The following is a 24,193-nucleotide window of genomic DNA, read 5'->3' on the forward strand; positions in this document are numbered from 1 at the left end:
AGTTGTAGCGGAGAAAAGAATAATGAGCTTTGTGCACTTTTTTTACTTTGTACTCCTTCTTTTTTTACTCATGACTCCAAAAATTGCTTTAGATGACGATCGATAACGAGTGAATCCTCTTCGTTTGCTCCGATTCCAAAGCAGTGTCCCCACTTGGACTCTATAGGTTGATACACCGCGTTTGGCATATGCTGAGCATCATACGAACTGTCTTCTGGCGTGAAAAACAAGTCACTTGATCCTGGCATAACGAGTGCAGGAGCAGTGATCTTGCTTAACGCCTGTTCGAAGTTGCCATCATCTACGGGATTATCGCTAATGTCTCCATAGATTCCTGTACGCAACATGGTAATCAAATCGTTAGCATCGAAGGGAAGAAATACCTGATCCCAGTAATCTTCTACATAAGATTTCAAGGAGTCGTAACCCTCAGATTGATACAATTTCTCCAAATAGTACGCCTGCGAGAACCCCCATGGAGCATAAGCTCTTCCCATCGCTGCGAGACCGGCAACCGGAGGGCGTTCATATCTACCATTTTTATAATTCGAATCTGCCTGTAACGCCGCGATCATTGCTTCGAATACCAACTGTGTATGGGGTCTGCTCTTAGCTGTTCCGCCAAAGGGGGCAATACGTTCGACCATCTCAGGATAACTAGTTCCCCATTGATAAACTTGCATGGCTCCTAGAGACCAGCCCACAACAAGTTTGATTTTGGAGATACCGAATTTTTGAGTGATGAGTTGATGTTGGGCACGCACATTGTCATACATGGAGATGAGGGGAAAGTTGTCCTTATCATATGGGGCAGGGGTATTACTTGGAGAAGACGATAATCCGTTACCCAACATATTGGGCACAATGATAAAATAACGACTGGGGTCCAGTGCTTTGTCCGTTCCAATTAACCATTCATTATCTGTGTGAATTCCAGCAAACCATGTTGGGACAACAATAACATTGTCCTTTGCCGCGTTTAAGTTTCCATAGGTCTTGTAAGCGATAAAGGCTTGAGGGAGCTGTTTTCCCGATTGAAGTAATGTATCTCCAAGGTTATATGTTTCATAATCGTTCATAGATTGATTCTCCTTATAAAATAGTAATAACTTGATTTCACTCTACAATACGTCTATTATCAATTCAACGAAACGTTATCGAACATATCATTCATTTATTTTGAACTTAGGAGGTGCCTGACTCATGGAAATACGCCAGCTAAAAACCTTTTGGACACTTGCATCGACCTGCAGCTTTAGTCAAACTGCTGAATTATTGAGCTATGTACCCTCTACCATAACCATGCAAATCAAATCGCTGGAAGAAGAGCTTGGTGTAAAATTGCTGGATCGATTAGGCAAAAAGGTCGTGTTAACGGATGCTGGCCAACAGTTTCTACCATATGCCACTAAGATATTAAACGATGTAGAGGAAGCAAAGTGCATATCCAGTCAGCACGGAGAATTGGCGGGGACGGTTGTGATTGGAGCAGACGAAGTGCTGTGTGCATATCTTCTTCCAGCCTTGTTCAAACGCTTTCGAGCGGACTATCCTGGTGTGCGGTTATTGTTCCGCCCCTTGTCTGGGCAAGAGCTTAAATCAAGTTTGAGAGAAGGGCATGCCGATGTCGTTTTTGTATTGGATGAGCCTATTGCTTCCAAAGACCTTCATTCAGAGTTTTTAAAGGATGAGACCTTTCAAATGGTGGTTTCTCCCGATCATATGTTAGCATCGCGTTCCGCGTTAGTTATCGATGACTTCCACAAACAGCATTTTTTGCTGACCGAAAAGAACTGTTCGTATCGCACTTATTTTGACCAATCCATAACGAAGAAAGGTGCGGATGCTCTGACAGAGCTGGAGTTTCATAGTGTAGAAGCTATTAAACAATGTGTTACGGCTGGTCTAGGGATCGCTTTATTACCTGAAATGGCTTTGAAGAAAGAGTTGAGCGAAGGGGAAGTGGTTGCTCTGCCGTGGGATTTATCAGATGTATCCTTTTCTGCGCAAATGCTCTGGCATCGGGAAAAATGGATCTCTCCGTCCATGGCTGCTTTCATGGAGGTCGCCAAGAGTGAGTTGATTTGATTGTTCAGAATTTGTTTAGATGTATGTGTTAAAATATTTTTCATGGAGATCGTGATGTTAAATGGAATCAACCTTCAGCAACATGATACAGATATATATGGGGGATTAGCAATGGAGAGAAAGATTAGAAATTCTGCAAAAGCATTGATCATTAAAGACGGGAGAATGCTTGCAATGAAGCAGGATGATAATGATGAAGTCATCTACATCCTGCCTGGTGGGAGCCAGAATGCAGGTGAAACCCTGACGGATGCTGTGAAGCGTGAAGTTGCGGAAGAAATCGGAATAGATGTAGAACCGTTATCACTGGAATTTGTCATTGAAGGGGTATACGGTGAAGCTCTTCATCGTGTAGATTTTGTTTTTTTATGCGAGTACATAGGTTTGATGGACCAAGATAGTTCTATTCTGGCAAGTGACGAAAATCAGGTGGAATATGAATGGCTTGAAATTAAAAATATAAACGAACTACCTTTATTTCCTTCAAAATTACGAAAGCAGATCATTAGATTGGTTGAGGGAGAAAAAACGGTTATGTATTTAGGAAATGAGGAAGATGACGACCTGAATAGTTAGATGTGTCCACGTCGTAAACAAGCGGCCGTCTTGTATTTATAAAGGAAAGGCTATTTCAAAGGACATGATGGTCCAGTGAAATAGCCTTTTTGCCGTTGAACAAAGTGTACAGAGCGATTCAAAAATGAACATCTATGATAAGGGGTTAAATTAGGCCAGGTGTTATAGTTCTTGTTGCTTCACACCTGCTTTCATATTTTTCTGACCCCACATTACCATGGATTCAATTAAAGGAACCAATTCCTTGCCTGATTCTGTGAGCGAATACTCCACTCTCGGTGGCACCTCGTTATATTGCTCCCGATGCACGATGCCGGAATGAATCAAATCCTTCAAACAGTTCGTTAACATCGTTCCGGTAATGCCAGGCAGTCTTCTTTTTAATTCATTGTAACGTATACAGTCATTTTCACTGAGGATTGCCAGGATCGGAAGATTCCACTTGCCTCCAATGACCTGAAATGCATAAGTCGCTGGACATAACTGATCAAAATTAAACTCGTATTTCACTTGATACCCTCCAATAGTATACTTTTTGATACTAAGTCAGAAAAAGAATCGTACTTGTTCAGAAGATTGTAGACATTATAATCAAACTAACACAAGAAAATCAATTCATAAGAAAATATAAAGGCGGGATAAACGTGAGTAACGAATCAATGATGTGTGATCTGGAAACAGGCGTATGTGGTGTGAATGAGGAAGAGGGGATGCAAGAAATCAATCTGAATCACGTTGAGAAAAGGATAACTCTTTATTACGCAACAGATCCGATCTGCTCTCACTGCTGGGCGCTTGAGCCTGTGCTTCATCGGTTTGTTGAGGAATACGGCCATTATTTTACGCTGCAAATCAAAATGGGTGGGCTACTGGCTAACTGGAATGGTTTCTCGGATGGCGCTAACGGGATTCAGAAACCTTCGGACGTTGCAGAGCATTGGAAGGAAGTGGGTGAGCATTCACGCATGCCCATCGACGGTTCCTTATGGCACGATAATCCAATACTTTCTTCCTATCCGCCATCTCGCGTATTTAAGGTCATTCAGAGTACGCACCCTGGTAAAGAGCAGGACTTCTTAAGACGTGCGCGTGAAGCTGTGTTTGCATTTAATCGAAATATTGGAGAAGATGATGTGCTGACGGATATCGTTAATCAACTGGGCTTGAATGGTAAAGAAGTGGTTGAGGCGGCTGCACAGCAATCTACACAAGAGTTATTAGAGGAAGACTTTGAGAGTGTCGCTAGTTTGGGAGTTAGAGGTTTCCCATCAATTATCATTGTGAATGAAGAGAACCAGGGTATGAAAATTGTCGGAGCGCGTTCTCTTGAAACATATGTGCAAGCACTTCAGCAGGTGCTTGGTGGTGATCTGAAACCAAAACAAATAAACTCGTTGGAGCAGAAAATCAATGAGGGACACCTTCTTTTTTCTAAAGAAATGGAGGTCTTGTACAATATCGAAAAGAGTGATATTGAATCATATGTGAAATCTGAATTGGTAGAGCACACATATCGTATGGGTCATATTTTGAATGAGATGTATATTGAGCATATCTGAGGCAGGAGCCATGTCAGAATCTTCCTGCTTTCGGCACACGGATGTGTTATTCGCACAGGCAAGTCGTCCACCCATTGCGTAGACTGAAGTAGATCAAGTCAAGTGAGGTGAATTCCATGGCTAAAACCAATGAAATACACGTCCGGGTGAAACGGCTCAAGGATCGCCCAGTCTGCGTGACTCTTCATAATGGCGAGACGTACGTCGGGTACATCTCTGGCGTTAACAGCGAAGGCGTAGTGCTTACCGGGGGCGGAAAGCTTACACAGGCCGCAATCACAGCACCCTCATCTGAAGGCAGTGCTCGCAAAACAAAACCTAAAGCAGGGGCTACGAGAAAAACAGCATCCTCTCGAAACCGTAAACGGGTGAACAGCACACGTAAGTCGCAAGTACGATCCCGGTCGATGTCTCGCTCAGCGTCTAGGCAAGCCCAGGTATCATCTTTCATGCCTATGCTAGGCTCATTGTTAGGTGGCTTTGGCGGTGCAGGCTCGATTGGAGGTATGTTAGGCGGGGGTATGCGGTTGTTTGGCATGATCCAGCGGTTTACACCTGTGGTCAAAATGGGGTATGGCATGATTAAGCAGATTCAGCCATTTATGGGGGCAGTTCAAGGGTTGATGACTCCAGCAAGCCAGGCAGCTCAGGCTGAAACCGAAGGTGAAGAGGAAGCACAACAAGGATAATACTTGATATGAAAATCGTGAAATAGAACACAATCTTCGTTGCATTTGGGAAGGAAGCATTGCTAGTGTGTTGGGTGATTTGATCTCTTTCTGATCTGTTCTGTTCCTTATCTTCTTCTCTGTTCTGTTTCAGCTTCTTCGCTAGATGCTTCACTGCAAGCTGCTCTCCGTATGCCAAACGGAGGGTGGCTTATTTGTTTATGCTGTATATGAGGTTCTAATCAGCTCGATTTCGCATGCTTGCTCAGTGCTAACGAACCTCAGAAACCGTATTCGAGTCAATATCAAGCCATTAAAATTCTAACGAATATGACAAAACCCTATTTGCTGCAAAATGTAGGAGATAGTATGAAAAAGGGGGCTGATTCTGCAACATAGCTTCTCCTGTGTTCGTTAGAATTAAAATTCGCCCGAAACGGGTTAAATAAGACTCCCTGTGTTCGTTAAATTCGTTCGTTGCGAGGAATAAAAAATGAGGTTTCAAATACGCGCCACACTTCTAACTTTGGAACTATGTAGTTGGGCCGTTTGCCATCATACAGCAAAAAGCACCGCGCGCAGGGAGCTACACGCGGTGCGAAAAACAATGCTGATGTTGCAGAGTAGGAGAAAACTCTATCCCGCTCTTATTAAGCCTGTTTGGTTTTGAGGCGAATCACGTTCCATGATGCTTTGTTCAAGACTGCTTGCACTTTACCTTGGTCAACCGTTGTATATCCGCCGTTGTGAGGAACAACGTTACGTGGGTTTTCTTTAGTATTGGTTGCTTTCAAGTCGTTGTTCTCCAATACGATATGCTCCACAAATGTGGTTTCTCCGAAGGAACGCAGATCCACATTCAGTTCCAACTTCTCATCCAGATGTCTGTTCACCGCAAAGATTGTGATCGTGCCGTTTTCTTCATCATGCACACTGATTGCTTCGAGATAAGGCACATCTGTAAAGTCTTTGGAATCATATTTAGGTGAAGTTGTGATGGATCGCAACACCGTACCACGACCGAAGTTGGATGCATGCATGAATGGGAAATACGTCGTCTGGAACCAGATTGCTCCGTTATTTTCCGTCATGATTGGTGCAATGGTGTTAATCAACTGAGCAAGGCAAGCCATTTTTACACGGTCGGCGTGCTTGAGTATGGTAATCAGATAACAGCCCACAGCCAGTGCATCTTCATGTGTATACACATCTTCAAACTCTGGAGGCGCAATCTGCCACCGTTCTTCCATACGGCTTGTGCCGATGGATTTCCAGACATTCCATTCATCCAGAGACAGCATTAATTTCTTTTTGCTGCGTTTCTTGGCTTGTACAAAATCACAGATTGAAGCCACACTATCAATAAATTGATCGAGATCCAGCGATGTCGCCAGGAAGTCATACGTGTTGTCTTTGTTATTGTTGTAATACTGATGTAGGGACAAGTAGTCCACATTTTCATAGGTGAGATCCAGCACGGTTGCTTCCCAATCTGCAAATGTACTCATGTCACGGCTGGAACTGCCGCATGCCACAAGCTCGATATCCGGATCAACCCATTTCATCGCTTTGGCTGTCTCATTGGCAATACGGCCATATTCATATGCAGTCATTGCACCAATCTGCCAAGGGCCGTCCATTTCGTTGCCTAGACACCAGGTTTTGAATTTATGCGGGTCCTTGTAACCGTGAGAGATACGCAGATCACTCCAGTATGTGCCAGATGGGTGGTTGCAGTATTCGATCAGGTTTCTGGCCGCATCAATGCCGCGAGTACCCAGATTTACAGCCATCATCACTTCGGTTCCAACCAGTTTGGCCCAATCTGCAAATTCGTTTGTTCCTACCGCATTCGTTTCAATCGTCCACCAAGCGAGTTCAAGTCTGCGTTTACGCTCCGCTACCGGACCAACGCCGTCCTCCCAATTGTAACCGGATACGAAATTGCCGCCCGGATAACGAACGATGGGTACATTCAAAGCCTTGATCGCTTCAATAGCGTCCTGACGGAAACCTTGAGCATCTGCGGTGGGATGACCTGGATCATATATGCCGCCGTATACGGCCCGTCCCAGATGTTCTATAAATGAACCATAGACACGCGGATCTACTTCAGCAATCTGAAAGTCTTTATCGATAAGCATTTTGGATGTAAGCATGGTATGTACCTCCATTGGATGAATTCATATTTTTAAAAGAATTAACAGTGGTATTGAATTCGTTTAAAAGCAAAATCAAATCATTGATTTGTTATCTAATATGTATCATAATGCTTATATATTGAGCAAGTTCATTTTTATGAGTTCGCTAAATAACGAATCCTGAAATTGAAATAGATCGATTTTACTCAAAAAGGAAGTGGACATCATGATGCTTGGGACAGATGCAGCTTCATTGCTAATTTACGAGGCACTGGCAAGTGAAGCCCGTTTAAACATTGTGCGCCTGCTGCTACAAAACAGGGAAATGCATATCAATGCGCTTGCCCAAGAGCTTTTTCTGAGCAAAGCTATTGTAAGTACACATGTCAGCAAGCTGCAAAAAGCAGGAATTGTCGGTAGCCGAATGAAACGGGAGAACGGTGGAACCTATAAATACTGTTTTATCGTACGAGAATTCATGACTATTAACCTGTCACCAGAGCCTGTTGATGCTCCTTACCATGAAATATCCATACCGGTAGGTCAGTATACAGATTATGAAGCGTGGCCGACCTGCGGGATTGCGACAACTACGCAGATGATTGGACAGTATGACACACCGGCGTGCTTTATGGACCCGGATCGGGTGAACGCAGGAATCCTTTGGATGGCACGAGGTTTTCTTGAATATAAGATTCCCAATTATCTGAATACAGAACAGCATCTCCAGGAAATTGAAATTTCACTCGAACTCAGTTCGGAAGCACCCCAAGTTAATGAAAACTGGCCTTCTGACATCCGTTTTTCCCTTAATGGTCATCACCTCGGAACTTGGACAAGCCCAGGGGATTTTGGAGATCGGAAGGGCAAACATACACCGCTATGGTGGAAATTGGACGTCAACCAGTATGGTGTACTGAAGGTGCTGCGTATTAACGGAGATGGGACGTTTATGGATAGCCAGCGCATCTCAGATGTGCGTATCCATGATCTGGAGCTGGATTCATCCACTTACTGGACGTTTGGATTAAGACCGGAAGAAGGGGTGCCCGGTCGAGGCGGACTTACGTTGTTCGGGAAAGGGTTCGGCAACTACGATCAGGACATTTTGATAAGGTACTATTACGAGGCTGCTGAGTTATAAATTTGGCTAGTAAAATGTGGAATATTAGGATAAGATGTAACCATCTGAACAAAAAGGAGCGTTTTTAAATGTCTAACAAGGTGATTTTGCTTTAGGTTCACAGAAGGATATTTGCATTACAGAGATTCCTTTTGTGGACATTGCACTGCGGGAAACCGTCCAAACAATGTTTACTGGAGGAGATTATTATTAATTTTAACGAAGCTGTTAACATCAGCAATACACATGTACTGACGCTGGTACCCGAGTTGTTTCATCTGGAGGGTTACAATATTCAGCTTATTCCGCCTCATGAGGGTGGACGTAATGTCGTTTACACTTGCGAGCAAGAGGGGCGTGAATCGCTAATTCTACGGGTGTCTTTTTTGCCTGACAGAAAGCGGGAAGATTACATTGCCGAACTGGAGTATGTCCGGTATCTGTTTGAGCACGGTGCAAGTGTCTCGAATGTAGTCAGCTCGAAAAAGGGCCATCTGTTAGAAGAGATCACTTATGGTGAGCATACGTTCTTTATCTGTATGTTTGTGAAGGCCAAGGGAAAGTTGCTGGTAGAGAACCATTATCAGTACCGGGAAGGCGTTCCACTTACCGAATACTATTATAATAGCGGTAAAGTTCTGGGCAGAATGCATCAACTATCGAAAGGGTACACTCCCGTCCATCGCCGGCATCATTTGATTGACAATTACAGCGGTGAATATATCGATAACCTGGTACCTGAATCATTTCCTCTGCTTAAGGAGAAGATGGTTGAGCTTCTTAATACCTTAGACGGTTTGGATACAAACCAAGAGACATTCGGCATGATCCATTTTGATTATAACGATGGGAATTACTCAATCGATTTTGATACCGGTCAGATCACCGTGTATGATTTTGATAATTCATGCTTCGGTTGGTATATGTATGATCTGGCAGATCTATGGACACATGGCGTCGGCTGGATTCAAATTGAGCCGAATGCGGATAAACGCAAACAGTTCATGGATGACTATTTCCAAACCGCCCTCGCTGGATATACTTCCGAAACCAAGATCGAAGATTCGATGCTGGAGAAGCTGCCTTTATTTATTCAAGTCACTCTCTTGGAGAATATTCTAGGTCAATTTGAGGAAATGCAGCGTGCTGGCGAAGAACCGGAAGCTAACGAAGAACTGTTGTATCTCATTAAATGTCTGGAAGAGGATATACCGTATAAAGGATTTTTCCATGAGATGTATTCCACTGAAGCTCCTTTTGAGTATGAGGGACGCTGAAGGGACCTGTACGTAAACTAAACCCTGAATAACCAAGGATTCATCAAGTGGGGAGGCAGCCGGATCGACCGGTTGCCTCTTTGTTTGTCTGCGGTATGTTATTCAAATTTGGAAGGGGGCACGTTGTAGAATTTTTTGAATGCTTTGGAGAACGTAAAGGGATCGGGATAACCCAGAAATTCGGCAATTTGCTGGATCGTATATTTTTTCTCGTACAGATAGTCTCTGGCCCGGTTCATTTTGATCTGATTGATATACTGCCCCGGTGTAATACCGAGAATTTTTTTGAACAAAGAAATAAAATATTTCTCAGAGACGCCAGCAATATCTGCAAGTTCGTTAACTCGGATGGTACGATGCAGATTTGCATCCACGTATGGGAAGACATTCTGCAGAACCTCCAGACTTCCTTCGATCTTCCTCGGTTTTCGGTCTTTCAGAAACTCACCGTGATACAGCCCTTGCCTATGTAATTCCAAAATTTTGGCGATGACGAGAAGCAGAGAGGCTTTCAAGTAAAGTGGACTGGCAGAAGCACCGCTACTCTGCTTGAATCTTTGATAGGACGAGGTGAATAGCGTTGATTCCTCTTGAATCAGATTGCCAGGTACGATGCCGGGAAGTTGAAACTCGCTGAGAATCCGCTTCTGCTCAGCGATGCTGAAATCAAAGTGCATGTATACGAATCGGCACAACTCTCCGGTCGTGGAAGCCGTGTAGGGCATATCCGGATAAAAAAACACGACGTCACCCGGGTTCGCCATATGCTCGATTCCATCGATGGTAATCTTGAGGGAGCCTGCTGTAATGAACCATAGATCATAATCGGAATGAGACTTGTGCTCCGTCCAATTGCTGTCATGCGTTTGTTCCAAATAAGAGCTCATGCGAAGTGTGATATACTCCGAAAGTTCGTCGATTATACTCATATTTACAGTTCCTGTGTGCATCTAATCCAACCGAATCCTCTCCACTTTATGACATCCTTAATTTTTCACTATCATAACAAAGGATTTATCTCTTGTTAACTACCGTACGATATGACATGTATTGAAAACTATCACACATTCCGATTCCAGCTCACTCACCTATAATGAACTTATATCGTTACAAGGAGGGGTTATTGATGAATGCTACAAGTACACAGCATCCAAAGGTAGTTGTTATTGGGGCGGGCAGCCTATTTTTTGGTCGGCAGTCCATTTGGCAGATGGTACACTCCCCATATTTGAATCAGGGAACGCTGGCTTTGGTGGATACGGACGAGGAACGGCTCTCGAAAATGGTGAAATTAGCGAAAATGGTCGCCAAGGAGAACAACGTATCCCTAAAGATTGAGGGTTCAGTGGACCGAAGACAGGTACTACCGGGAGCCGACTTCGTTGTGCTCAGCTTTGCGGAAGAATCGGTGAAATATCGGGGCATTGACTGCCAGGTTTCTCTAAAGTATGGAATTCGTATGTGTTCCGGCGATACGATTGGCCCTGGCGGAATCTTTCGCGCGATGCGGGAACTGCCGGTTATCATGGAATGCGCCAAAGACATCGAGGAGCTGTGTCCGGATGCGTGGGTGATCAATTATATTAACCCGTCTACCGTTCATGGCATTGCTTTACATCGATATGCACCGAAGCTTAAATCGTTTGCGCTGTGCGATAGTCATCATATGCCGCATAAGAAAGCCTATTATGCCGTAAGAGCTGGAATCATTGGAGACAATAGCCAGTTCACTGAAGAGATCAACCAAAAATTCGATTTTCGTATCGCAGGTGTTAATCATTTCACTTGGCTGCTCAAAGCCGAGTATGAAGGAAAAAATGTGATGTCCACAATTGCAGAAGCCATGCGCAAGCTGGCAGGTGATGAGAATAACGGCGGTGATCGCGGCGCAAAAGCTCTGTATAACGATGCGATTACCTATGAACTATATGATATTTTCGGAATCATTCCTACTTGTACGGCGCATACGAAGGAATACGTTCGGTATTGGCAGGGTCTTGGCAAAACTGCAGATACCATTCCTCCATTATCGATCTGGGAGACAGAGGACAGATATGAGCGTCATGACGAAATGTGGAAGCAGGTGGATGACTTCCTTGCGGGGAACATTCCGATTGCCGATTATATGAGCACCTTCGGACCAGATCATGCGACAGATATCATCGAAAATATGGTGGGGAACTTGGGCAAAAAGTTCTTCATCAATACGCTCAATCAAGGTGCGGTAACCAATATGAATAACGATTCGTTCCTGGAACTACTATGCGATGTAGATATGGATGGGGCGAAACCACTCCATGTAGGCGAGATGCCGCGTGGGATAAGAGGGATGCAAGAACTTGTACTGGATACGCATGAGCTTACGGTTGAAGCTGTGCTGGAACAGAGCTACGAGAAGCTGAGAAGGGCGATGCTCACCGACCCGCTCGTGAGTTCCATCAGTGACGCGGACAAGATCATCCATGAATTGTTGGAGCTGGAGCGTAAGATGATTCCGGACATTTGGTATAAGGACAGACTGCAGTATAACTAAGAACGATAACGATCAAAGACCACGTCGGTTCCTTCCATGGGACTAACGTGGTCTTTGTTTTTATCTTTTGTCATGTATCAAGAAATCCTACTCCACTTTAAACAAGCTAGCATGGTCTTCATAGTACGAAGTAATAAAATCACGAAATTCTCGAACAATAGGAGATAACCATTTTTGTTTGACCCAGGATAGGCTAATGGGATATATGGCTGAATCATCAGCAATTTTTACATAACGTAACCCCAGTGCTCTACATACGGAGATCGGAATTAATGCAACACCTTGATTAAGGCTGATAATTTCAAGCAGGGTATGAGAATCGACCTCAAATGCATGATTGGGGAGGAAACCTGCTTTTTCACAGAGCATAGTTGTAAAGCGGCTGTACTCCTTATTATCGGCAAGGGAAATAAAGGGCTCATTTGCAACAACACTTAATGAAATGCTTGTTTCTCCGCCGTATGCATGATCCGTGGGCACAACAAGAACAATGTCCTCCTCAACAAGAACAACACTCTCAATCTCCTCATCCTGAATCGGATGCCCCGTAATGCCCAGATGCATATCATTTTTCTTCAAACCTGTAATAATTTCACTGCGGGTCCCAATACCCTGATGAAGCTTGGTTTCAGGGGAACCGTTGATATAGTCACTAATGAGACCTGTGAGGAACCGAGTATTCGTAATCGAGATCCTGATTGTATTGGATATTTGCTGTTCCTCCGCTTTAATCTCCATCTCTGCATTTTCAATTTCAATAAAAATCCGGTTTACATGCTTTAATAAAATCTCACCTGAGGAATTCAATTGAATGTTTCTTCCTCTCCTGTGGAATAAGGGGGTACCCAGTTCATCCTCAAGTCTTTTAATCGTTAAGCTTAGGGAAGGTTGAGCAATATTCAATTGGGCAGCTGCCTTGGAGATATGTTCAGTATAGGCAACGGTCTGAAAGTATTTGAGCTGAAGCAATTCCATTTATCTGCACTCCTTATTTATTCTGATAAATATATATAGTACTTATTATGTATTATATTAAATTTAAATATTGATGTAGAATTTTTTTATGAGATACAGATCAAATTTTAAATAACAAAAACCTGACTATATAAGTTGAACTAATCATTTACACAATAACGGAGAGGACAGAAAAAACCTGAAAAAGCGAAGCGTTCGCCTAAAAGCTTTCTGAAAGAAAGCTGCATCGGAAGCATAAGCTATCACCGGATTTTCCTCTTTAGAAGGGGAATCGAAAAATCTGGGGATAACAGCAATTGTAAGGTTGTTCTGTCATCGTAGTGTCAGTGTAAATAAACTTTAATTCAACTTATATAGAACCAGAACATAAGGTAGGTGTCTTTGATGAAAATCGATGTGAATAACATAGCTAAAAATCTGAATACACCCCTAACAGCTCCGGCATATCCAATGCCACCGTACAAATTCGTGAATCGTGAATACTTGAATATTATTTACCGGACCGATGAAAAAGCGTTGCGGGCAGCCGTACCAGAGCCTCTGGAAATTACTGAACCTTTGGTTAAATTCGAAGTGATGTGGATGCCAGATGTTTCTGGACTGGGTGCATATACAGAAGCTGGACAAGTCATTCCTGTGCAATTCAATGGGGAGGAAGGCGATTATGTGCATTCGATGTACGTAGACAATTTCCCCGCGATTGCGAGTGGTCGAGAGCTCACGGCCTATCCGAAAAAGCTGGGCGCACCCAAGTTGTATACCGATTCGGATACACTTGTTGGCACACTAGATTATGGATCGTTGCGTGTAGCCACGGCAACGATGGGCTATAAACATGTGGAGATGGATAAAGAGTTCGCCAAACGTGAAATATGCCGACCTAATTTTATGATTAAGATTGTTACAGACTATAGCGGGAATTTAAGAATATGTGATCTGATCCGTTCTCAAATTACGGACATCGAAGTGAAGGAAGCTTGGACAGGACCTGCCCGACTTCAACTGTTCGAACATGCGTTGGCTCCTCTTGCAGATCTGCCTGTGTTGGAAGTGGTGTCCGCTTCTCATATCCTTACCAACCTAACCTTAAACGCTGCACAACCTGTATATAACTACCTGGAAGAGAAATAAGGAGGAAAAATAAAATGAGAATTGCAATTGTAGGCGCGGGATCTTTGGGAACCATCGTAGGTGCATACCTTGCGGATGGTGGACTGGACGTTGAGTTAATTGATGCATATCAAGAACATGTAGATGCTTTAAATCAAACCGGTGCTAAAGTGACGGGTACCACAGAGTTTCAGGCAAAAGTAAAAGCCATTACTCCTGATCAGAAATCAGGACAATATGACCTCGTGTTACTTTTAACCAAGCAACTCTACAACGATTCCATCCTTCAGGAATTAATTCCATTCTTGAATGAAGACAGTATGGTGTGTTCCTTGCAGAACGGGATTCCCGAAGAAAAAGTGGCGTCCATCGTGGGTGAAAAACGTGTTATTGCTGGCTCCGTTGAATTCGGCGCTACGTTCATTGAACCAGGTGTATCAAGTCTGACTACCGAGTACACTCAATTTAAGCAGTACGCTTTTCAGATTGGCGAATTAAATGGTGAAATCACCGAACGAATTCAGCGCGTGAAATCGGTGTTGGATCTTGTGGGTGGAACTCATATTTCCGATAACCTGGTTGGAACCAAATGGTCCAAATTGTTGATTAACAATGCATTCAGTGGTTTGTCCGCTGCATTGAATGGGGAATACGGAGACATTATCGATCATGAAGCCGGCATTGTGAGTGCAGCTCATATTGCGGACGAGACGATTAAAGTTGCTCGCGCCAATGGGGTTACCTTGGTTAAAATGAATGGATTCGACATCTCTTCACTCGAAGTGAACAGCGAAGAAGAAATCCCTGAACGGGTGAAAACATTACGTTACGTGATGGAGCCCTCCAGACTGCTCAAAGCAAGCATGCTTCAAGATCTGGAGAAGAACCGCAAAACGGAAATTGATTACATTAACGGAGTTGTTTCAAGCAGGGCAGAAGGTACGGGAATTGTGACACCTTATAATGATTTAGTTGTAAAACTGGTCAAATCTGCTGAAGAAACTCAAACCGTTCCTGATTTTGACACGAACATAAAAGCTTTTGAAGAACTATTAAGTGCACAATAATAAATTCAATTATTTCAACTGAAAGTCGCTAATATAGCGGCTTTTTTGTTGTATCAGTAAATCTAGTCAGGCTTGATTTTGCGACAGATAGAGTATTCTTCGTGATTTTTGTTCCCTAATATTATACAAAAAGAGGAATTAAATTTGATATAATATAGACTTGCTGGTTATTTTTCTATTAGAAGGAGATTAATTATGAGGTACTCTTGGTGGGAATTCGGGTTTTATTTGGTTGTATTGATGTTTGTCTTGTTTATGCAAATAAACGAATATCCTCTATTTCTGATTGTGGGGGTTGTAGTCGTTACCATTCTTATCGCATTTATTAAGCATGTTTTTTATCCTTTAGTATTTGATAAGCGTATAGATCGGTTAGAGTCCTTTTTATCCAAGCAGCAAAATACACCTGGGACATACATTATTTACGTTCTTGCAAACAGACTTGATGATGAGGTAGAACTAGTTATGGAGCAGATTATGCAGAAATATAAGCGAAGAACAACACAAGCACAGTTCAAGGCAGCTTACGGATTATATCGCAAGGATATGTTTGCCATTCGGCAAGCTGTACCTCATATCGGCTTATCGGACTACCGTACATATTACGAAACCATTCTACTCTTGGAAGACGGGAAAAGTGAAGATGCGCGTGAAAGACTTCAATCCATTAAAAAACAGTGGATGCGATCAACATTGCTCGCGGGTATTGAACTCAAAGCAGAAAACCGTGATATCGCTATTCAGCACGCGCATGAAGCACTTAACTCTTCCAGAGGTGTTAATCGTTATGTTTTATATAAGGAATATGAAAGAGTATTACCAGAAATTGTTGGACACATATCGTAAACTCGACATTATTATTTGCTTGTTCCAGCCACTGGTTAAGGAGGAATGATCAAAAAAATGCTTGCTGTATAAGGAATTAATAACCGTTGGATAATAATGACATTGACAACTAAAGGTTTTTCCAAAATAATAGAATGTAATTGAATACTGGTACCTTTAATTCAGTCCAGAGAGGCTGGCAAGGGCAGCGGATTTCATAATCACGCGAGAATCAGGGCTTATTCCGTCATGGGATGCTCTGTGTCTTCGCGCGGATTATGATGCAAAAAGAGGCTACTTGTCAGTGTATAACTTGACGAGTAGCCTCTTTTTTCTGCTTTTTTTGGTATCAGATACACTTTACGTTGGGGGTATTCTGATGAGCAAACAAGATCAAGAGTTTTCATGGCAAGCTGTGCCGAAATCGCAAAGAAACCACTTTTGGAAGACGTTAGCCGTCATGCTCGGTTTCACATTTTTCTCAGCAAGCATGCTGGCAGGAGGCACATTGGGAGTAAGCTTGACGTTCATGGAGTTCATTGGCATCGTGCTTGCGGGTAATCTGGTGCTCGGTATCTACACAGGGGCACTGGCACATATCGCTGCCAAAACGGGCCTGTCGACACATTTGCTCGCTAAATATGCGTTCGGTGCAAAAGGGTCGTATCTGCCTTCATTCCTGCTAGGCTTCACACAAGTCGGATGGTTCGGAGTAGGCGTAGCCATGTTCGCGATTCCAGTCGCCAAAGCCATGGATTGGAACGTGTACCTGCTAATTATCGTGTTCGGACTTGCCATGACGGCATCAGCCATCTTTGGTATGAAGTCACTCGTCATTCTCGGATATATCGCGGTTCCTGCGATTGCCATTCTCGGTGGGTACTCCATGTTCGAAGGTGCAGGTTCGCTGGGTGGTCTGCAAGGGTTGCTTGATTACATGCCGACTCAATCGCTTACCGCGGCGGCAGCATTAACGATCTGTATCGGATCATTCATAAGCGGCGGAACGCTGACACCCGATTTTGCCCGGTTTTCCCGGACATCAAAACAGGCAGTTACCGCAACAGTGATTGCATTCTTCCTGGGTAACTCACTCATGTTTCTGTTTGGTGCAGTTGGTGCAATGGCCTATAACTTGGCCGATATCTCGGAGGTCATGTTCCTGCAAGGATTGATCATCCCGGCAATCATCGTTCTGGGCCTGAATATCTGGACAACCAACGATAATGCACTGTACGCTTCGGGTCTTGGTTTTGCGAACATCACCAAAATCTCAAAGAAATTCTTCGTTGTCGTAAACGGTATCGTGGGTACCGTATTCGCCATGTGGATGTACAACAACTTCGTCAGCTTCCTAAACGTACTGGGGGCGGCGGTACCATCGATCGGGGCTATTATTATCGCAGATTACTTCATTGTGAAACGTAGAAACTATAAGCCATTTGCCGACATGTCATTCAAAAATGTAAACTGGGTAGCGATGGTGGCTTGGGCCATCGGCGTGGCATTCGCTCAACTGGCTCCTGGCGTAACACCATTGAACGCACTGCTTGGTACAGCAGTGGCCTATATCGTCTTGATGCTGATTGTTCCTGCCAAAGAAACCAAAGAAATGGGGAAAATAAATGATTATACAGAACGCAAAATTGCGGGGTAAAGAAGGACTATGGAATATCGTTGTGAAGAACGGAAAGTTTGAACGAATTACACAATCACTGGAAGTGACCGAGAATGAAGAGATCCTGGATGTCAACGGATCGCTTGTGCTGCCACCGTTTATTGAGCCGCATATTCATCTCGATACAACGCTCACTGCAGGCGAGCCGGAATGGAATCTAAGCGGAACGCTGTTCGAAGGCATCCAACGCTGGTCAGAGCGCAAGGCTTTCTTGACACATGAAGATGTCAAAACACGGTCCAAAACGGCACTGAAATGGCAATTGGCACAAGGTATCCAGCATGTACGAACTCATGTGGACGTTACCGATCCAAGCTTGATTGCTGTTAAAGCGATGCTTGAAGTAAAAGAAGAAATGGCTCCATATATGGACATTCAGCTTGTTGCTTTCCCACAGGAAGGCATTCACTCTTATCCAAACGGGGCAGAATTGCTGGAAGAGTCACTGAAAATGGGCGTTGACGTGGTCGGCGGCATTCCACACTTCGAATTCACACGGGAATACGGCGTTGATTCAATGAAAGTTGCGTTTGATTTGGCCGAAAAATACGACCGTCTGATCGACATCCATTGTGATGAAATCGATGACGAGCAATCCCGTTTTGTTGAAGTTGTTGCCAAGGAAGCTTACGAACGTGGACTGGGTTCACGCACGACGGCAAGTCATACAACGGCGATGGGGTCATATAATGACGCTTATACGTACAAATTGTTCCGTTTGCTGAAGATGGCTGATCTGAACTTTGTCTCCAATCCGCTGGTTAACATTCACCTGCAAGGACGCTTCGACACGTATCCAAAGAGAAGAGGGCTGACGCGTGTCAAAGAGTTGCAGGAAGCAGGTCTAAATGTGTGCTTTGGTCACGATGACATCTTCGATCCATGGTATCCGCTCGGTACAGGCAACATGCTGCAAGTACTGCACATGGGGATTCATGCTTCGCAGTTGCTTGGTTACGACCAGATCGTGAATTCGATCGACCTCATTACGAAAAACAGCGCAAGAACGTTACACATTGAGGATGTATACGGTATTGAAGAAGGTAAACCTGCTAACTTCATCGTACTTGAAGCAGAGAACGAATATGAGGCTGTTCGCAAACAAGCCGGCGTACTTTATTCCTACAGAGGCGGCCGTAAAATTGCGGAATCGAAGCCGCGGGAAACATCCATCATTTTTGAAGGCGGTACAGAAAAGGTTACTTTTAATAAATAATGAAGAAAATATACTCCCATTAAAGTCGCTATTTTAGCGGCTTTTTTTCTTTTTTTACTGTCTACATACAATAAGAACCAAACATTCAGCTTGCCTTAAGTGCTTCACTAGAAGCCTGCTTCCCGCCTTTTTTACGAACAAAACTAATGATTAGCAGTAGCAGTGGTAACAAGCCAAATAAAAAAATGGACATATTGCCAAGAAAATCACCCAAAGCTAACGTTTCCTCCAGGTTTTTAGGCAAGTAAGCAATTACATACAAGACTGGCAACATCGCGAATTGTATGCTCGTAATATTTTTGAGACGAAACAAATCTCGGATCCCGATTGCCGCAAAATAGTGTTTAAAAGCATAGGTTGCAAAAATCTGCATCAGCCAAAACACAATGAACAGGGATTCATATCGCTCAAAAAGAAACCCCTCAATTTCAAAACTTCGAACCATGTCGAACGTTGGCCACATTCGTGTTTGAATTCCTGGCAAAGATAAGTTTCCTACAACGGTAACAATCGTGACCAAATATATGATCGTACAACTAAGTATGCTGTATATAGCAGCTTTATTGCTTGCTTTCACGTCCACCATGTAAGCTGTGATGATGAGTAAAACTTCATATCCAGAATAGGAGAGACACGAAGGTTTAAGACCTTTCAACACAGGCATGAATCCATCGCCCAGGAGTGGTCTGAGGTTATTAATTTCAAACATCTTGCTGCTTAAAAGAAAAACCAGCGCTAACAACACAAGCGTAACGGGCAACACGATTGAAAAGACCCGGATGATGACCTTAAGACCACCCGTTAACATATAAATACCAATCCACAGACTGACCATAATGGTGACCCAAGTAGGCGTGCGCTCAAGGATGTACATACTTGTAATTTCGGCCATGACTCTAACTTCGAATGAACAAAGAACAACAAAATATACGATAATTAAAAGTCCCAATAGATAAGCAATCCACTGACCTGTGATTTCGGGTATGAATTCGAATACCGTTTTACCGGGGAATCTACGACACAACGTTACAAGGAGGATGCTGATTGTGGTTACAATTAATCCTGATAAAATGACAGAAATCCATACATCTGGTGTCCCTACTGCTTTACTAATTGTGCGAGGGAGTGTTAGAATTCCAGCTCCGAGTATTGAATTGATAACTACAATAATTACCTCGGAGGTATTAATATTAGATGTTGATTGCTTCATTTGGCCTTCGCTCCAAACCGGAGAATATATTTCTAGGTAGTATCGCCCAACGCAGTTGTTTTATGTAAAATAAGTTGGACTGATATAATGTAGAGATATCCAATAATGAATTGAAGATGAGGATGCAGGTTATGCCAAAGAACGATAATATGTTAGCCATTCTATGGATGCTGAATTCAGGCACCAAAGTAACTGCAAAACAGATGTCCGAAAAGTTAGAAATCAATATAAGAACCGTATATCGATATATTGATACATTATGTGCCAGTGGAGTACCGATCATTTCCGATACGGGTCACAACGGCGGGTATAGCTTGCTGAATCAGCATATCAAAGCACCTCTGTTATTTGATATTGATGAAAAAAAGGCACTTCTCCAAGCTGCTGTGTTTGCAAAAGAAGCTGGATACCCTTTGAGTGAGGCATTGGACAATGCAACATCCAAATTGAAAATGTATACAAATCAGGATCAGGAAAACACACTTCGCCGTCATTTAGCCGGGTTTAACGTTATCAATCGCATGGGAGATCCATCCGTTCAGCCGATCTTGGCGGAATTGGAGCAAGCCGTGGCTAATGATTGCTCTGTCGAAATTGATTATCGCAGAAGCCGTGAAGAACAACCCAAGAATAGAATAATAGACCCGTATGGAATGGTTTACTGGAATAATAAATGGTATACCATTGCGTTTTGCCACTTGAGAAATGAATTCCGCAGTTTTCGGGCAGATCGTATTCTGCGAATCAAGCTTACTCCGCTCCGCTTTAAGCGTTCGGAAGCCTTTTCAGCCCGTGAATTTTTTCTGCAAAATTTATTACCTGATGTAGGGGGCAAAGAGGGGTTAATCTCCTTGGTTATCGAAGGCCGATCAGAGGCATTGGATGACTTGGGGCTGCACTGGTTTATGGGACATTATCTGAAAGAGCGGACTTCTAATCAAGCCATCTTTTTATTTGATGAAAAATCAATTGATACATACGTCCCCTATTTTCTCCTATCCTATGGGAAGTCCATTCAAGTCATCGAACCACAGCGTTTGAAGGACAGACTTGTTGCTGTTGTATCCGAGTTAATGGAATACTATCAACTTTAACAACTTCACTGACAGCATTTGAACTCATCGGATTTTGATCAGGGAACTTGATAAAGAACTAGATAAAAAAGTTGCGAAGCTTTGCTGCTTTGGATATGATTATCTAATGTGCAATCAAAGATAACACTTATGTAATCAATTAATGATAAAAGATAGTGAGGTAAGAAAAAATGATCGCAAGAACAGAAGAAGATTTTAATGGCTTGAAGGAAATTGGCAAAATTGTAGCTTCTATTCGAGATGAATTGGTTCAAAGAACCATCCCAGGCATAACGACTAAAGAACTTGATGATTTGGCAGGAGAGCTTTTTGAGAAAGCTGGCGCAGTTTCTGCTCCAAAAAGTGAATATAATTTCCCGGGATTTACTTGTATTAGTGTTAATGAAGAAGTGGCACATGGTATTCCGGGAGATCGGGTTATTCAAGAAGGGGACATCGTCAATATTGATGTGTCGGGCTCCAAGAACAGTTATTTTGCAGATACGGGACTCTCGTTTGTCGTAGGCGAAGGTGCAGAAGTGTTAACGAAAATATGCGACGTTGTTAAATTGGCATTTGAAGCAGGTCTAAAAAAAGCAAAACCGGGCTCCAAAAAAAGCGGGATCGGAAAAGCCGTATTCCAAACTGCTAGACAGCATGAATTAACGGTTATCAAAAACCTTACAGGACATGGTGTTGGACGTGGAATACACGAAGCACCTGACCACATCTATAATTATAATGATCCATCGGATGATGAATTGTTAAAAGAAGGTATGGTTATCGCATTCGAGCCATTTATTTCAACTTCAGAAGAAGAAGTAGTCCAAACTGGAGATGGCTGGACCTTTGTTACTAAAAACAGCTATGTAGCTCAAATAGAACATACCATTATCCTTACTAAAAATGGTCCGATTATTGTCACTCTTTAAGGTGTTCAAACTGAAAGTCGCTAAATTTAGCGACTTTTTTTGTTTTTGTTTTATTGATACGTCAAATTAAATCAAAATATAAACGTTCGCTTATTAATTTATGTTGAAATTATGGAAGGATTTAACGTATATTTAGATCTGATCTTTATGTTATAGACAGAGGTGATTGATTGAGCACATCAACAAAGCGCGTTCAAGTCATTGATGGACTGCGTGGATTCAGTTTGGTCGGCATTGTGCTGGCGAATATGCTGGCTTTCCAATATGGAATGTATGGCCAGAGCAAACCCCAACTGTTCGGGATTGGCGGAGCAGATCAGGCTTTCCTCTCATTCCTGCTGATCACTGTGGTGGGAAGTTTTATGCCGATTTTTGCATTTATGTTTGGCTTTGGAATGGTTAAGCTCTCGGAAAGCCTAAAATCACGAGATTTACGACCAAAGTGTCATCTGGCACGCCGTTTTCTACTACTGTTTGGAATCGGATTACTGCACATCATCTATCTGTGGGAAGGGGATATCCTTACATTTTATGGTGTACTCGGTTTCTTCTTGCTCATGTTCCTTAATCGGAAGCCCAAAACGCTGCTCATATGGGCGGTACTGCTACTCATGGGAGCGGGCATACTTGGTCTCCCGGCATCTAATCCGATGAACCCGCTGGCGATTGAGTCCATTCATATGGAGAACTACATCATTCAAAGTCAGGATGTATACGGCAACGGCACATACGCGGAAATCAGGAATTTCAGTAATAACGGCGATCCATTCGGCGGGGATTTGGAGCTGTCATTTGCCCTGATAGCCCTGATGTTAGCACCACTCATGACGGTGCCGATGTTCCTGCTCGGCATGCACGCTGCCAGAATAGGCACGTTTAGCGATCCCCAAACGATGCGAGCTATATATCTTCGCCGGGCATCATTATTGATTCCGGTAGGTCTGATACTCAAAGCATATGGTGTATTGGCGCCACAATTGGGTGCGGAAGGTTGGCTCGGAATCGGAATCGGGGGGACGCTTGGAGGAGCGTTGCTTGCACTCGGATACATATACGCATTCGCGCTGTTGTATGCTGGAAACCGCCGTTTCAGCCTGATGGGCAGGTTCGAGGCGGTCGGCCGTCTCTCGTTGACGAATTATCTGATGCAGAGCGTAATCTGTACAACAATTTTCTATGGATATGGCCTGGGACTGTTTGGAAGTGCTGGCGTGTTTATCGGAGCAATTATTGCATTTGCAGTCTACGGCATTCAATTGTGGCTCAGTCCGCTATATCTTAAGAAATTTAGCAATGGACCTGTCGAGTATATCCTACGGATTTGGACTTATCTGTCCTGGAAAGGGCAGCCAAGAAAGAAGAAAAGATCAAATTTAACTACGAATGAAAACGCGCCTGGTGTCCAGTAAGCATAAAGTGTTATCGTGAAACGCAAAAAGAAGCTCGTTCCACCAAAAGAAAGGGCTTCTTTATGCCGTAACGATCATCTTCCTAATGTTTCCTGTTATAATTAGTAATTATTTATAGTTTCAACATATCAACCCTAATACATAAGCTAACTAATATAGTGCGGGCAGTGGTAAGGTAATGCGAAATGAAAGATGAAGCATATACATTCAACTGTTTCCACTCAAGCTTGAAAGGATCATTATTGTGCTAAAAATAATTAATTTTCTTCTTTTCTTGCTGATCATTTGGGTAGTCATCTTTTATCCTTTTCGTTTTGCTTGGTTTGAAGGTTTGAAACAGATTCCTGCAGATCTTCATGTTATTTATTTACTTTTCTTGTTCTTTGGGTATCTGATCTGTTCATCGGCTATGGGACTTATGGTTGGCAAGATGTTTTTTAAACGAAAAGAACAGTGATTAATCTAAAGTATTTTAAAAAGAGAACGCACTCCTTTGGACTGTTCAGAAAATTGGAACACGTAATCCCTTTTTAGTCGTACCGATGAATTCTTTCTTTAGCAGATAGACAACGAATTGAAAATATGAAAGAAGTGAATCTTTATTATAGTGAAGTGATGTATTATTTAGATGATCCTGTACAACTTGTAGGCAAAACAGTCACCAGTGCATGCAAACGAAAACTAGAGAGTACTTAGTTAATGAACTCGTAAAATAAAACAGGCTATTAAAGGA

General features: G+C 43.0%; 21 protein-coding genes. 15 read left to right on the forward strand and 6 right to left on the reverse strand.

Annotated elements, in window-relative coordinates; translation table 11 throughout:
• Positions 1–68: 68 nt before the first annotated feature.
• Positions 69–1,079, reverse strand: a complete 1,011-nt coding sequence (locus tag EL84_RS21230) for an alpha/beta fold hydrolase (protein ID WP_047842999.1) — start codon at positions 1,077–1,079, stop codon at positions 69–71.
• 124 nt (positions 1,080–1,203) lie between these two features.
• Here EL84_RS21230 and EL84_RS21235 point away from each other — a divergent pair, with 124 nt between their 5' ends.
• Together EL84_RS21235 and EL84_RS21240 are read left to right on the forward strand one after the other, a co-directional pair.
• Positions 1,204–2,088 (forward strand): LysR family transcriptional regulator, encoded by an 885-nt coding sequence (locus EL84_RS21235; RefSeq protein ID WP_047843000.1) that lies wholly within the window; start codon positions 1,204–1,206, stop codon positions 2,086–2,088.
• A gap of 54 nt (positions 2,089–2,142) precedes the next feature.
• Positions 2,143–2,664 (forward strand): NUDIX domain-containing protein, encoded by a 522-nt coding sequence (locus EL84_RS21240; RefSeq protein WP_235431562.1) that lies wholly within the window; start codon positions 2,143–2,145, stop codon positions 2,662–2,664.
• A 162-nt stretch (positions 2,665–2,826) separates the two neighbouring features.
• Here EL84_RS21240 and EL84_RS21245 read toward each other — a convergent pair whose 3' ends face one another.
• Positions 2,827–3,174 (reverse strand): winged helix-turn-helix transcriptional regulator, encoded by a 348-nt coding sequence (locus tag EL84_RS21245; protein WP_047843001.1) that lies wholly within the window; start codon positions 3,172–3,174, stop codon positions 2,827–2,829.
• A 134-nt stretch (positions 3,175–3,308) separates the two neighbouring features.
• Between EL84_RS21245 and EL84_RS21250 the strand changes: the two genes are divergently transcribed.
• Both EL84_RS21250 and EL84_RS21255 read left to right on the forward strand, forming a co-directional pair.
• Entirely contained in the window at positions 3,309–4,223 is a 915-nt protein-coding gene (locus EL84_RS21250) for a DsbA family protein (RefSeq protein WP_047843002.1), read from the forward strand.
• A 116-nt stretch (positions 4,224–4,339) separates the two neighbouring features.
• Positions 4,340–4,912, forward strand: a complete 573-nt coding sequence (locus EL84_RS21255; protein ID WP_047843003.1) for a hypothetical protein — start codon at positions 4,340–4,342, stop codon at positions 4,910–4,912.
• Between the two features lie 629 nt (positions 4,913–5,541).
• Here EL84_RS21255 and EL84_RS21260 read toward each other — a convergent pair.
• On the reverse strand, positions 5,542–7,050 hold the full coding sequence (locus EL84_RS21260; RefSeq protein ID WP_047843004.1) for an alpha-N-arabinofuranosidase: 1,509 nt from the start codon (positions 7,048–7,050) through the stop codon (positions 5,542–5,544).
• Positions 7,051–7,258: 208 nt separating this feature from the next.
• Here EL84_RS21260 and EL84_RS21265 point away from each other — a divergent pair, with 208 nt between their 5' ends.
• Both EL84_RS21265 and EL84_RS21270 read left to right on the forward strand, forming a co-directional pair.
• The gene (locus tag EL84_RS21265; protein WP_047843005.1) at positions 7,259–8,176 is read left to right on the forward strand and encodes an ArsR/SmtB family transcription factor; all 918 of its coding nucleotides are present in this window, start codon (positions 7,259–7,261) and stop codon (positions 8,174–8,176) included.
• Positions 8,177–8,307: 131 nt separating this feature from the next.
• The gene (locus tag EL84_RS21270; RefSeq protein WP_235431563.1) at positions 8,308–9,432 is read left to right on the forward strand and encodes a phosphotransferase enzyme family protein; all 1,125 of its coding nucleotides are present in this window, start codon (positions 8,308–8,310) and stop codon (positions 9,430–9,432) included.
• A 98-nt stretch (positions 9,433–9,530) separates the two neighbouring features.
• On the opposite strand, the gene EL84_RS21275 is transcribed toward EL84_RS21270, so the two are convergent.
• Positions 9,531–10,382, reverse strand: a complete 852-nt coding sequence (locus EL84_RS21275) for an AraC family transcriptional regulator (RefSeq protein WP_047843006.1) — start codon at positions 10,380–10,382, stop codon at positions 9,531–9,533.
• A 176-nt stretch (positions 10,383–10,558) separates the two neighbouring features.
• Between EL84_RS21275 and EL84_RS21280 the strand changes: the two genes are divergently transcribed.
• Positions 10,559–11,965, forward strand: a complete 1,407-nt coding sequence (locus tag EL84_RS21280; RefSeq protein ID WP_047843007.1) for a glycoside hydrolase family 4 — start codon at positions 10,559–10,561, stop codon at positions 11,963–11,965.
• A gap of 87 nt (positions 11,966–12,052) precedes the next feature.
• Here the strand turns inward: EL84_RS21280 and EL84_RS21285 are convergent, their stop codons facing one another.
• The gene (locus tag EL84_RS21285; RefSeq protein ID WP_036615729.1) at positions 12,053–12,940 is read right to left on the reverse strand and encodes a LysR family transcriptional regulator; all 888 of its coding nucleotides are present in this window, start codon (positions 12,938–12,940) and stop codon (positions 12,053–12,055) included.
• Between the two features lie 384 nt (positions 12,941–13,324).
• On the opposite strand from EL84_RS21285, the gene EL84_RS21290 reads away from it, so the two are divergent.
• The 5 genes from EL84_RS21290 to EL84_RS21310 all read left to right on the forward strand — a co-directional run bounded on the left by EL84_RS21290 (position 13,325) and on the right by EL84_RS21310 (position 18,836).
• Positions 13,325–14,071, forward strand: coding sequence for an acetoacetate decarboxylase (locus tag EL84_RS21290; RefSeq protein ID WP_082219088.1), 747 nt, complete (start codon positions 13,325–13,327; stop codon positions 14,069–14,071).
• 14 nt (positions 14,072–14,085) lie between these two features.
• Entirely contained in the window at positions 14,086–15,117 is a 1,032-nt protein-coding gene (locus tag EL84_RS21295; protein WP_047843009.1) for a ketopantoate reductase family protein, read from the forward strand.
• Positions 15,118–15,312: 195 nt separating this feature from the next.
• Positions 15,313–15,963 carry a hypothetical protein gene (locus tag EL84_RS21300; protein ID WP_047843010.1) on the forward strand — a complete coding sequence of 217 codons (651 nt, stop codon included), beginning with the start codon at positions 15,313–15,315 and terminating at the stop codon, positions 15,961–15,963.
• A gap of 358 nt (positions 15,964–16,321) precedes the next feature.
• Positions 16,322–17,599 carry a cytosine permease gene (codB, locus tag EL84_RS21305; protein WP_047843011.1) on the forward strand — a complete coding sequence of 426 codons (1,278 nt, stop codon included), beginning with the start codon at positions 16,322–16,324 and terminating at the stop codon, positions 17,597–17,599.
• The gene (locus EL84_RS21310; protein ID WP_047843012.1) at positions 17,568–18,836 is read left to right on the forward strand and encodes a cytosine deaminase; all 1,269 of its coding nucleotides are present in this window, start codon (positions 17,568–17,570) and stop codon (positions 18,834–18,836) included. Before codB ends, EL84_RS21310 begins: the two co-directional genes overlap by 32 nt.
• A gap of 85 nt (positions 18,837–18,921) precedes the next feature.
• Here the strand turns inward: EL84_RS21310 and EL84_RS21315 are convergent, their stop codons facing one another.
• Positions 18,922–20,046, reverse strand: coding sequence for a GerAB/ArcD/ProY family transporter (locus EL84_RS21315; RefSeq protein WP_036615711.1), 1,125 nt, complete (start codon positions 20,044–20,046; stop codon positions 18,922–18,924).
• Between the two features lie 131 nt (positions 20,047–20,177).
• Here EL84_RS21315 and EL84_RS21320 point away from each other — a divergent pair, with 131 nt between their 5' ends.
• The 3 genes from EL84_RS21320 (at position 20,178) to EL84_RS21330 (ending at position 23,460) form a co-directional block, all read left to right on the forward strand.
• On the forward strand, positions 20,178–21,140 hold the full coding sequence (locus EL84_RS21320; RefSeq protein ID WP_047843013.1) for a helix-turn-helix transcriptional regulator: 963 nt from the start codon (positions 20,178–20,180) through the stop codon (positions 21,138–21,140).
• A 170-nt stretch (positions 21,141–21,310) separates the two neighbouring features.
• Positions 21,311–22,051 carry a type I methionyl aminopeptidase gene (map, locus tag EL84_RS21325; protein WP_036615705.1) on the forward strand — a complete coding sequence of 247 codons (741 nt, stop codon included), beginning with the start codon at positions 21,311–21,313 and terminating at the stop codon, positions 22,049–22,051.
• 170 nt (positions 22,052–22,221) lie between these two features.
• On the forward strand, positions 22,222–23,460 hold the full coding sequence (locus EL84_RS21330) for a DUF418 domain-containing protein (protein ID WP_047843014.1): 1,239 nt from the start codon (positions 22,222–22,224) through the stop codon (positions 23,458–23,460).
• The last annotated feature ends 733 nt before the right edge of the window (positions 23,461–24,193 follow it).

It is taken from the genome of Paenibacillus sp. VT-400 (assembly GCF_001029205.1).
GTDB classification, from domain to species: domain Bacteria; phylum Bacillota; class Bacilli; order Paenibacillales; family Paenibacillaceae; genus Paenibacillus; species Paenibacillus amylolyticus.